The organism is Sphingobacterium sp. 1.A.4 (assembly GCF_002734245.1).
In the GTDB taxonomy this organism is placed as follows: Bacteria; Bacteroidota; Bacteroidia; order Sphingobacteriales; family Sphingobacteriaceae; genus Sphingobacterium; species Sphingobacterium tenebrionis.
Genome location: NZ_PEAZ01000056.1, coordinates 26,927 through 37,641, shown reverse-complemented (window position 1 = coordinate 37,641; position 10,715 = coordinate 26,927). Strand labels below are relative to the sequence as shown.

Below are 10,715 nucleotides of genomic sequence, written 5' to 3'. Positions count from 1 at the left end.
ACTTGAACATCTTGATGGGGCTCTCTGCTGTACGCCCATTGGTCTGGCAATACTTCTCCAAAAGTTCCTCATGTATAAAACTGAAATCGATAAGATCGTTGATTTTGCGAAGTAGATTGTCTTTTGGAACAATGATATCGTACAATCCCGAATAGGAACTGAACTGAATTTTTTGTTGGGTAGAAAGCATCCTGATATCCGTTAAAGCCTACTTTAAGATACGAAAAAAGGAGCAGAAAACTGTTGTTTTCCACTCCTTTTTTTAGCCCATTCTAAAAGGGGACTTTTTCAGTGCCCTCTGTTGACCATCAAGGCTTTTTTATTTATAATTTTTAGTAGTTTTGATGCTTAAACAGTACACATGAGATTAACATACGTTCTTCCGTTTTTAAGTTTATCCTTGGCCCTAACGACCGTAGGATGCAATAATGAACCGAAACAACAAGCTGCCACTGAAGTGCATAATGAGCACGATGGACATGACCACAGTGCACATGCAGAGACAAGCCCTTCTACTGCAGCTCCTGCCCCACAACAGGCTCCACCGACGGTAAAAGCTGCCAACTTATCTATTCCTGAATTCACGTTTTTCAAGGTTAAATCGGGTATGCCATTCAGCAAAGCGGATATTGCCGCTGGAAGGAATACCGTTTTTATTCTATTTGACCCTTCTTGTGCACATTGCCAACATGAAGCCACTGCCCTATCATCGAATTACGATAAGATCAAAGGTGTGAATATCTATTACGTTTCCATGAACGATCCGGCTTTGATGGCCAATTTCTTCAATACCTTTGGTAAAGAATTAGAAGGAAAACCGAATGTGGAAATGCTTTACGATCGTAATCAGGAATTTGTACAACGTATTCACATCCCAAAAATGTTTCCGGCAAACTATGTATATGGTCCAGACGGAAGCCTAAAAAAATACTGGGAAGGTGAGAAAGATATCAAAGAAGTAATCGCTGATTTTAATAATTAATGAGGATAGCCATCAATGGGTTCGGACGCATAGGACGCCACAGCCTAAGAAACCTGCTGAACAGAGGATTGGATAATGTAGAGGTTGTTGCCATCAATGATTTGGCAGTTGCGGCTACCCTTGCCCACCTCTTTAAATATGATTCGGTGCATGGTCCGCTTGGAAAAGAGCTGAGCTATGAGGAGAACCACCTTTACATTGATGGAAAAGCTATACAGATCTTCAACAAAAAAAATCCGGAAGAACTTCCCTGGAAGGAATTGGCGATTGAGGTGGTTATCGAATCGACCGGATTATTTGTGAAGCATGATCTGGCCCAAAAGCATATCCTGGCTGGGGCAAAACAGGTGATCATCTCTGCTCCATCGCCGGATAAAGAGGTTCCTACAGTGGTATTGGGGATCAATGATGCGGATTTTGATTGGAATACGCCGATCTTTTCCAATGCCTCCTGTACCACCAACAATGTGGCACCCATGATCAAGATATTGGATGAGAATTGGGGTATTGTTGATGGGTATATCACCACGGTACACTCCATGACAGGGGATCAGAACCTGCATGATGCACCGCATCGGGATCTACGAAGATCACGAGCGGCATCGGCTTCCATCATTCCCACTACGACGGGTGCTGCCAAGGCCATTACCAATGTCTTTAAACATTTGGATGGCAAACTGGGCGGAGCAGGTATACGCGTTCCGGTATTGAATGGTTCTTTAACTGATTTTACCTGTAACCTGGCCAAACAGACTACTGTAGAAGAGATCAACCAAAAATTCAAGGAAGCTGCCGCAGGTTCCTTGAAAAATGTACTTTATTATACCGAAGATCCCATCGTTTCGGTGGATATCATCAATAACCCTTATTCCTGTGTTTTTGATTCGGAGCTGACCAGTATTGTAGGCGGCTTGGTAAAGGTAGTCGGTTGGTACGACAATGAATTCGGATATTCCAACCGCTTGGTGGATATCCTGGAAATCCTATCCAAACGATGATCAGGTTTATCAAAACGGAGGATACCTTAGCGCTGCGAAGCGAAGTGCTGCAGCGTGGAAAAGCGTTGGAGCTTTGCATCAATCCAGAGGATGATAAACCCGATAGTTTTCATTTGGGTTATTTTGATGAGGAGGGTAAGCTTCAAAGTGTATTGACCATTCATCAGACCAATCATCCCAAATTACCGCATACCGGTTATCGATTACGTGGCATGGCTACTGCCGCTGAGGCCAGAAGGAAAGGCTATGGTAAACAGCTTTTAAAGGCTGCAATTGATCATATTCAGACACAACTTCATGGGGATTACTTATGGCTGATCGCCAGGGAAATCGCCTATCCTTTTTATGAGGATATGGGTTTCGAATATTTTTCCGATGAATATGATATTCCGAATGTGGGTTTGCATAAGGAAATGTACCTGCCTTTTTACTCCTAATTTTTATTGGGGATTAGTTTTCGGTTTTTATAACTCACCGGCCACCCCTAGCCCAAATAAGGCAAAATCATATTTTACGGGATCCTCTGGATCAAAATGCCGAAGGTTTTCCGTTAATTCTAGCGCAGATTTCCAATTGACCTTATCGCTTTGGATCAATCCAAATTTCCGAGCAACGCGCTCTACATGGACATCACAGGGACAGATAAGATCTTTGGGTGATATCCGGTTCCAAATCCCAAAATCTACCCCCTTATCATCCTTCCTCACCATCCAACGCAAGAACATATTCAATCGCTTACAAGTGGATTTCTGTAAGGGAGAACTGATATGCTTTCTTGTTCTCCAGGGAAAATCAGGAAGGGAGAAAAAATAGCTTTTGAAATGATTCAAGGCGTTCTCTATGGAGAATTCCTGGCCTTCATCAAGCTGCAGGAATGCATCTTCCAAGCTGTTGAAGCGGAGGTAATGCTGCTGGAAAAAGGCAATAAAATATAAGAGATCGGTGTCATTGAAGGTACGATGCTTAAATCCTAAGAGGCGTTTGAGGTCGCTATCCTGATGGTTGAGGATAAAATCATGCGGTGCCTGGTCCATACGTTCTGCCAATTCCAGGCACTTATTGATGATGGTTTTGCGTTGCCCCCAGGCCAATATGCTGGCAAAGAACCCCATGATCTCGATATCCTCCTTCTTTTGGAATCGATGGGGTATACTGATCGGGTCGTGCGGAATAAAATCCGGTTGGTTAAATTCCAGTACCTTTTTGTCCAAGAAATCTTTTAATGATAGATCCATTATCCCTAAAATAAGAAAAGCAACCGAAGTTGCTTTTAAATATGGTTATTCATTGATGGCTTTCCAGATCATATCCTTCAATTGCTGGATATTTTTTCCGGTCACAGAGGATATGAACAGGTAAGGAATTCCTTGAGGAACTTGTTCGGCCATTTCGCTTTCCAGTTGCTCATCCAACATATCCGATTTGGTGATGGCCAATAATTTTGGCTTATCCAATAGTTCCGGATTGTAGGCGGTAAGTTCATGCAATAGGATATTATACTCTTCTTCGATGGTTCGATCGGTATCTGCCGGCACCATGAACAAGAGTACGGAGTTTCGTTCGATATGTCTCAGGAAACGGTGTCCTAATCCCTTTCCTTCGGATGCACCCTCGATGATCCCTGGGATATCCGCCATGACAAAGGATTTGTTATCCCGATAGCTGACGATGCCCAAGTTAGGAACCAAGGTGGTAAACGGATAATCTGCGATTTCAGGTTTTGCGGCGGAAAGAACCGACAGCAAGGTAGATTTTCCGGCATTCGGGAATCCAACAAGCCCTACATCCGCCAATACTTTTAATTCCAAGATGATCCAACGCTCTTTACCTGGCATCCCCGGTTGGGCATGTCTTGGTGTTTGAACCGTGGAAGATTTGAAGTGCCAGTTTCCTAAACCACCACGACCTCCTGGAGTAAGGATCTTCGTTTGGCCATCACGGGTGATTTCGAAAAGTACTTCGCCGGTCTCGGCATCCTTGGCTACCGTTCCTAAAGGAACTTCCAGGATTTCATCCTTACCGGTAGCACCTGTTTTCAAGGTAGATCCACCAGGCTGACCATTTTCGGCAATAATGTGTTTACGGTATTTCAGGTGCAATAAGGTCCAGTGTTGGGTAGAACCTTGGAGCATAATATGCCCGCCACGACCACCGTCGCCCCCATCGGGACCACCTTTGGCCGTGAATTTATCGCGGTGCAGATGGGCTGAACCAGCACCACCATGTCCCGAACGACAACAAACCTTTACGTAATCAACAAAATTTGACCCCTGCGCCATAAGACCTCTTCAATGTTTTTTATAAGCTTTTTTATTAGTAACGATCGATGATCGACGTTAATTCCGAAAAGATGCTTTCGATTTCACCAATACCATTTACTTTGGTCAATTTACCTTTGCCTTCGTAATAAGGTAATACATGGATCGTTTTTCCGAAATACTCTTCGATACGTTTTTTCAGTTTATCTGCCGCATCATCTGCACGACCGGAAATCTCCTGGCGTTTAGCGATACGTTGCGTTAATTCCGTTTCATCAACATCCAAAGCAATAACGCCTGAGATAGGCATATTGTTCGATTCCATGAATGCATCCAATGCTTCCGCTTGGGCAACAGTACGTGGAAAACCATCAAAAATAAATCCTTTTGCATCAGGATTATTATTGATCTCTTCCTCAAGCATGGCAATGGTTACCGAGTCAGGAACTAAGTTCCCATCAGCAATGATTTGACTTACTTGTTTACCTAATTCGGTTTGGTCCTTGATATGAGCGCGAAACATGTCACCGGTAGATATATGATGAAGGTCATACTTATCAATTAATTTAGCGGATTGGGTACCTTTTCCTGCTCCTGGAGGCCCGAATAATACTAGGTTTAGCATAATGATGTTATTTATTGTTGATGATAAAAAACAAAAGCCTAATCCGTTTACGAATTAGGCTTATTCTAAGTGCGCTCAAAGGGAGTCGAACCCCTAACCTTCTGATCCGTAGTCAGATGCTCTATCCAATTAAGCTATGAGCGCGACAACCAACACTTTTGCGACAAACGCCCTTTCTGTTTTGGTGATGCAAATATAAGGAAATAATAAGCCATTCAAAATTTTTTTTTCATTTCTGACGCTTTCTACGCCCATACCAGATCAAAAAACCAGTGATGGGTAGGCTGGTTGAGATCAAACCTGCAATAAAGGTCGAAAATTTCCCGACCTGACCTAACCATTGCCCCATTTGCAATTGCCAAACCCAATTCTCCACTTTATTATGCTTATCTTGCTGAATGTTAATTACATAAGGTTTACCTGTATATTTATCAAAATATCTGACATCCCTGTTTTCATCAGATTTCAATCCTGCCCGATCGGCAATATGGAAAGCGAATACCCCACTTTTAGCATAATCATAAACCCAATATTTAATGACTTTTTTGTGAGGTATTTCTTGAAATAGTTTGTCCATTAAAGGAAATGCATCAATAAATTGCCCCGATTCCTTGACCTTAGGCAATGATTTATGCCAATCTTCTGTTGTTGCTCCAAAACTGTTCATGGTCATTTTCATTAAGGGCTGAAAAAAAATAATCAGCCCTGTCATACCCAGAATGAAACATATCAGCATGGAATAAAATCCCAGCACATTATGTAGATCGTAATTCAACCTTTTAAATCTTGCTTTCCATTTGATGGTAAAACTGGCTTTCCGTGTTGTTTTTGTCCATCGTTTTGGCCACCATAATACAATTCCTGTCAATGTACTCAATACAAAAACAATGGTTGCTATGATAACGATCCATCCACCAGTCGTTTTTAACATCATATGCGCATGCATGTGTGCCATCAGAAAGAAGAAGTGTATGGTTTTATCGTATTTTATTATCTTGCCAGTATACGGATCCATGTAGATCATCGATAAACGTATATTTTTAGGATCAAATCCATTGATGACCACTGCCCTACCGGGCTCTTTATAATAAAGCACATAGGAAGGTAAAATGCCCGGAATTTCCTTCTTTTGAATTTCCAATAATGTTTCCAGATCCAATTTTTGATCTTGAGGTTGTACATACTTAGCATCTCCTGCCATCGCATCCACGATCTCATCAGAATAAACGATTATAGTTCCTGTTAAACATACAAATACCACAATGATTCCAGAAACTATACTTGGCCACAAATGCAACCAAGCATTCAACTTCAAAAGCCAAGATTGATTCTTCTTTTTTACCTTCCTACCTTTACCCATACTTAAAAACGATAAGATACAGTACCAAGAACAGTTCTAGTTGGCTGGGCATATAACCAAAAGTTAGTTGTCATATAATGCACATCGGTCAGGTTATTGCCTTTAAGGCTTAGTCTTAATTGGTCTTTTTCATAGAATACACTCGCGTCGAAAAGGAAATACCCGGGCATTTTAAAGGTGTTGAAATCATCACCATAAAAATCATCCGAATAATTACCTCCAAAACCTAGACCAAGCCCTTTTAGAGCACCCTGTTGAAGGGAATAACTTGTCCAAAAATTACCTACATGGAAAGGTGTACCTTGAGGTCGATTTCCAAATGTCTTCTCATCTCCTTCCGTGAATTTGGAATCATTGTATCCATAACCCAAGAGCAAATGGAAGCCAGCAAAAGGATTTGTCGTAAGATCAAATTCAAACCCTCTGCTTCTTCTTTTCCCGTTTTGCTGGGTAGAAGTTTTCCCATTTTCTGCCACAATAGAGAAAGGAACATTTTTTACATCGATGTTATAATAAGAGGCATTACCATGCAATTTTTTACCGAACAGTTCATACTTCAATCCAAATTCATATTGGTTTGCTTCCTGGGGTTTTATGGTTGCTGCATTGAATTGCACACTTTCCAACATAAGATACCCATTGTTGAAGCCATTCGTATAATTACCAAATAAAGAGAGCTGATTTTCCAACAGTTCATACACTGCACCAAATTTTGGTGAGAAATAGGTCTCCTTAAACTCTGAAACCAGATTTTTGTAAAAATCAACCCTAAGGCCAGCATTTAAATGAAGACGGTTATTTAAACTGAACACATTGGATAAATATAGCCCATAGGTTTGGAACTGCGTAGTAATTTCACTTTCTGGAGCTCCTGCAAATAATTGATCAACTTTGGATTTATTGATGGTTGGCGTAGTTTTGAATCGATGTACCTTATCATAAAAATTTAACATTTTACGGGTCGTCAGGTATTTATCGATATTATAATCGACACCTATCAATAATTTATTCCGCCAGGTTTCTCCTTCGTAGGTTCCAGTAAAATTCTGCTGTATGCTGTTGGAAATAAAATGGCTTGGAATCCGCATGATCCGTCTTCCGACGCTGTCCATAGATAGTGGGATAGCGAAAAGATAATCTGATTTATTGATAGTATTGGCACTGGAAAGGTTTGTCTGTGATTTCCACTGATCAGAGATCTTATAATTCGCGTCTGCAAAGACATTCATAACATTGGATTTCAGAGTCAGGTCGTTGGAAGAAAAGGATTTCTTCACATCCCAATTGAAATCTTCCAAATTATTGTATCCCTTTGGTAGATAACCCACTGCAATCATATTGCGTTCACTCTGGCTGAGTTCAACTTCCAAATTTAAAGTTAGTCTATCATCGACTAAGAACATAAATGATGGTGCAATCATCATGTTGTTGTCCAAACCAAAATCCTGAAATGTTTTTCCCCTTTGCATGGCTGCATTTACCCTGAACAATACCGATTTATTTTGATTTAATGGACTATTATAATCCAGGGTCAATCGACTTAAATCATAAGCGCCATAACTAAAACTTGCCTCACCAAAGCTATATGGTTTTGGTTTTTTAGTTATTAAGTTGATCATGCCCCCATAGGATATTTCGGTACTGCTGCCATATAAAGTACCTGCAGGACCTTTGATGATCTCCACAGCTTCTATATTCGCGAGGTCTGCCATAGAAGTGGTACTTGTCCGCATCCCATTTCTTAACGACCCAGAACCGGTTGAAAAACCCCTCATTCTTGCAATAACGGTAAAACCACCTGCACCAAGTCCATTGGTAACATTGGCAATTCCCGGTGCTGCCAGTAAAGCACTTTTCATATCAATTACCGATCGCTCCTTCATTAATTCACTAGGAATGATATTGTAGGATTGTGAACTTTCCAGATTCTCCAATTCCATTTTCCCTACTGTTTTGGACTTCTTCTCTGCAAATTTTCTACTGGCACTGATTATCACTTCCTCAATTTCCTTGTGATCTGAACCTATATAAACAGTATATACCTTTGCACCTTGAAAGGCTAGTTTTTCTTTATATTGTTGTCCATTGTAGGAAATCTGTAAGGTATATGCCTTAAATTCTGAAAGATACAATTCGAACTTTCCGTTTCTATCGGATATGGCTTCCTGATTGGTTTCTAATAATAATACCCTTGCATCAGCTACCGGATTGAAATTTAGATCAAGTAACCTAACGATGGTTTTGGTCTCTTGGGCAAAGGAAAACATTGCCGAAAAACATACGAGAATAAATAATAGATATAGTTTTTTCATTTTTATTTAGATTAATTCTAACTAAGTGCGAAAATATCTCTATTTTCATTGAAAATTCTACGAAATCTGGAAAATAATATCTACGATTTTTATCTCTATAAGCAAAATATGAAACCCTTAAAGGAAAGGTTTAACCTTAAATATCTACGAAACAAACAGAAACTAGAATTCCAAGAAAACAATTTTAGGGAATGTTTTTTCAAGGTGAATTTTTACGATATACCTGTGCAAGAGCGATTCATAGTTTATGATACGTTCATTATCATATCTTCCAAGGCTAAAGTGGATCGACCTACTACGGTACCTATTCTATTGGAAGATGGTGTTTTCAAAGCTCAATTTGAGATTGAGGGATATTCAAAATTCGAGGATGGCCATAACATTTTGGAAATAAAACCAGGAACCTTCAATCTATTTTATATACCAAAAGTCAATGGCAAATTAACCTATCTGAAGGATAGAACATGTTTAGATATTATGTTTGATAAGGAGTGGTTTGAAGAGACTATGAGTAAGATATTACCTATGGAATTCCCCTTCTTAACTGCGTTAAAGAAAGGCAGAGCCTGTAAGTTGTTTGAAGAGGCTAAAATAATTTCAACCCCTATTAAACAGTTATTGGAAAGCATGTTGAATTGTTCATTACCAACTTCGATGCGGGATTACTATTACAGGTTGAAGATAGAAGAATTACTTCTGACTATTTTTTCCATGCACCCAAAATTTTTGGAGGATGACCGTAGCAGCACCAACCTATCCCTAGACGAAAAAGTTATTGAAGTAAAGGAATGGGTAGATAAACAGGAAATCGGTAATATTCGATTGCAAGAAGTTGAAGACCTATTTCATATTTCTCAAAAAAACTTGAATAAAGGTTTTCAAAAGTATTTTGGGTGTAATCTATCGCAGTACCTACGCGAAAAACAGATGGAAAAAGCTCGATACCTGATACAACATAAAAATTACAGCATCAATGAGGTAGCTAAATTGTTAAGATATAGTTACCCCCAACATTTCACATCCGCATTTACTAAGCATTTCGGGTATTCTCCGAAAGAATTAAAAGCGCAAAAAACACTTGAAAATAAAAGATAAATCAAGAAAGTGAAAGGGGAAATAAAGAAAGTGCGCTCAAAGGGAGTCGAACCCCTAACCTTCTGATCCGTAGTCAGATGCTCTATCCAATTAAGCTATGAGCGCATTTCAAACGATCAAATCACCGTTGATGCTGCAAATATCGAGGTTTTTTTATATTTTCCAAATGGTTTTTTCGTTTTTTAGGCAATTTCAAACTATCTTAGGTCTATTCTGTTGATACCTATATAATTAATTTTTATGGCTGAACGATTAATAAAAAGCAACAAGATCCGGATTGGCGATATAAGCATTGCCTATCATATAAAGAAAGCAACTGAAAAAACCGATAGAACCATCATATTCCTTCATGGTTTTCCTTTTAATAAGAACATGTGGCGGGAACAACTGGAAAGTTTAGAGGATAATATAACCGGCATAGCGGTTGACATTCGTGGATTAGGAAATAGCACCAAAGGTCATGGATTTTTTTCCATCGATGTATTTGCAAAAGACCTGGGTGCTTTTATACGTAAAATGGAAATTGATAAGGCGGTACTCTGTGGGGTTTCCATGGGGGGCTATATTGCCTTGCGCGCCTATCAACTGTTTCCGGAAAAGATTGATGGACTTATCCTTTCGGATACCCATGCCAAGGCAGATGATAATGCCGGAAAACAGAAACGCTTTGATGCTATTCAAGCTGTTTTAAACCATGGTCGTCGCCCGTATGCGATCGGTTTTATTGCGAATGTATTTTCACCAAAAAGCATCGAGGAAAAACCTGAGGCGATTGAACTCATCAAAAGCAGTATCCGAAGGAACAGTGTTTCGTCCATTTGTGCAACGTTGTTGGCGATGGCTTCCAGAACCGACACCACGGATGTACTTTCAGAAATTAAGGTGCCGACCTTATTGATACGGGGGAAAGAGGATAAGATCACCCCTGCTGAGCCAATGGAAGAGATGGCAAAAAAGATCAAAGGAGCAACCTATATGGAATTTGAAGGCTGTGGGCACTTGCCTAACATGGAAGACCCAGCTAAGTTTAATTTACATATGAACAAGCTTTTACAGAAGAAATCTTAAGTCCTTCAGCATATGTT

General features: G+C 39.9%; 10 protein-coding genes, 2 tRNA genes and 1 pseudogene. 5 read left to right on the top strand and 8 right to left on the bottom strand.

The features are described 5' to 3' along the window. Positions 1–190 (bottom strand): annotated as a pseudogene (locus CRJ00_RS09640) (IS5/IS1182 family transposase); the annotation flags it as partial. 171 nt (positions 191–361) lie between these two features. Between CRJ00_RS09640 and CRJ00_RS09635 the strand changes: the two are divergent. Genes CRJ00_RS09635 through CRJ00_RS09625 form a run of 3 tightly spaced genes read left to right on the top strand, consistent with a single transcriptional unit; the run spans position 362 to position 2,417 of the window. Next, positions 362–982, top strand: a complete 621-nt coding sequence (locus CRJ00_RS09635) for a peroxiredoxin family protein (protein WP_099366664.1) — start codon at positions 362–364, stop codon at positions 980–982. Further along, the gene (gap, locus tag CRJ00_RS09630) at positions 982–1,980 is read left to right on the top strand and encodes a type I glyceraldehyde-3-phosphate dehydrogenase (RefSeq protein ID WP_099366663.1); all 999 of its coding nucleotides are present in this window, start codon (positions 982–984) and stop codon (positions 1,978–1,980) included. The genes CRJ00_RS09635 and gap overlap by 1 nt, the downstream gene beginning before the upstream one ends. Then, positions 1,977–2,417 carry a GNAT family N-acetyltransferase gene (locus CRJ00_RS09625; protein ID WP_099366662.1) on the top strand — a complete coding sequence of 147 codons (441 nt, stop codon included), beginning with the start codon at positions 1,977–1,979 and terminating at the stop codon, positions 2,415–2,417. Before gap ends, CRJ00_RS09625 begins: the two co-directional genes overlap by 4 nt. Positions 2,418–2,444: 27 nt before the next feature. Here the strand turns inward: CRJ00_RS09625 and CRJ00_RS09620 are convergent, their stop codons facing one another. From CRJ00_RS09620 to CRJ00_RS09595, 6 genes are all read right to left on the bottom strand, one after another. Continuing rightward, on the bottom strand, positions 2,445–3,215 hold the full coding sequence (locus CRJ00_RS09620) for a TIGR02757 family protein (protein WP_099366661.1): 771 nt from the start codon (positions 3,213–3,215) through the stop codon (positions 2,445–2,447). A gap of 45 nt (positions 3,216–3,260) precedes the next feature. Further along, positions 3,261–4,259 carry a GTPase ObgE gene (gene obgE / locus CRJ00_RS09615; RefSeq protein ID WP_099366660.1) on the bottom strand — a complete coding sequence of 333 codons (999 nt, stop codon included), beginning with the start codon at positions 4,257–4,259 and terminating at the stop codon, positions 3,261–3,263. Positions 4,260–4,293: 34 nt separating this feature from the next. Further along, positions 4,294–4,863 carry an adenylate kinase gene (locus tag CRJ00_RS09610; RefSeq protein WP_099366659.1) on the bottom strand — a complete coding sequence of 190 codons (570 nt, stop codon included), beginning with the start codon at positions 4,861–4,863 and terminating at the stop codon, positions 4,294–4,296. 70 nt (positions 4,864–4,933) lie between these two features. Further along, a tRNA-Arg gene (locus CRJ00_RS09605) sits at positions 4,934–5,007 on the bottom strand. Positions 5,008–5,092: 85 nt separating this feature from the next. Beyond that, positions 5,093–6,223, bottom strand: a complete 1,131-nt coding sequence (locus CRJ00_RS09600) for a PepSY-associated TM helix domain-containing protein (RefSeq protein ID WP_099366658.1) — start codon at positions 6,221–6,223, stop codon at positions 5,093–5,095. Positions 6,224–6,225: 2 nt separating this feature from the next. Further along, entirely contained in the window at positions 6,226–8,535 is a 2,310-nt protein-coding gene (locus tag CRJ00_RS09595) for a TonB-dependent receptor (RefSeq protein ID WP_099366657.1), read from the bottom strand. Positions 8,536–8,643: 108 nt separating this feature from the next. On the opposite strand from CRJ00_RS09595, the gene CRJ00_RS09590 reads away from it, so the two are divergent. Beyond that, a complete protein-coding gene (locus tag CRJ00_RS09590) occupies positions 8,644–9,630 on the top strand; it encodes a helix-turn-helix transcriptional regulator (protein WP_099366656.1) in 987 nt (328 codons plus the stop codon). A 31-nt stretch (positions 9,631–9,661) separates the two neighbouring features. On the opposite strand, the gene CRJ00_RS09585 is transcribed toward CRJ00_RS09590, so the two are convergent. Then, a tRNA-Arg gene (locus tag CRJ00_RS09585) sits at positions 9,662–9,735 on the bottom strand. Between the two features lie 135 nt (positions 9,736–9,870). Between CRJ00_RS09585 and CRJ00_RS09580 the strand changes: the two genes are divergently transcribed. After that, a complete protein-coding gene (locus CRJ00_RS09580; RefSeq protein ID WP_099366655.1) occupies positions 9,871–10,698 on the top strand; it encodes an alpha/beta fold hydrolase in 828 nt (275 codons plus the stop codon). Positions 10,699–10,715 lie beyond the last annotated feature (17 nt).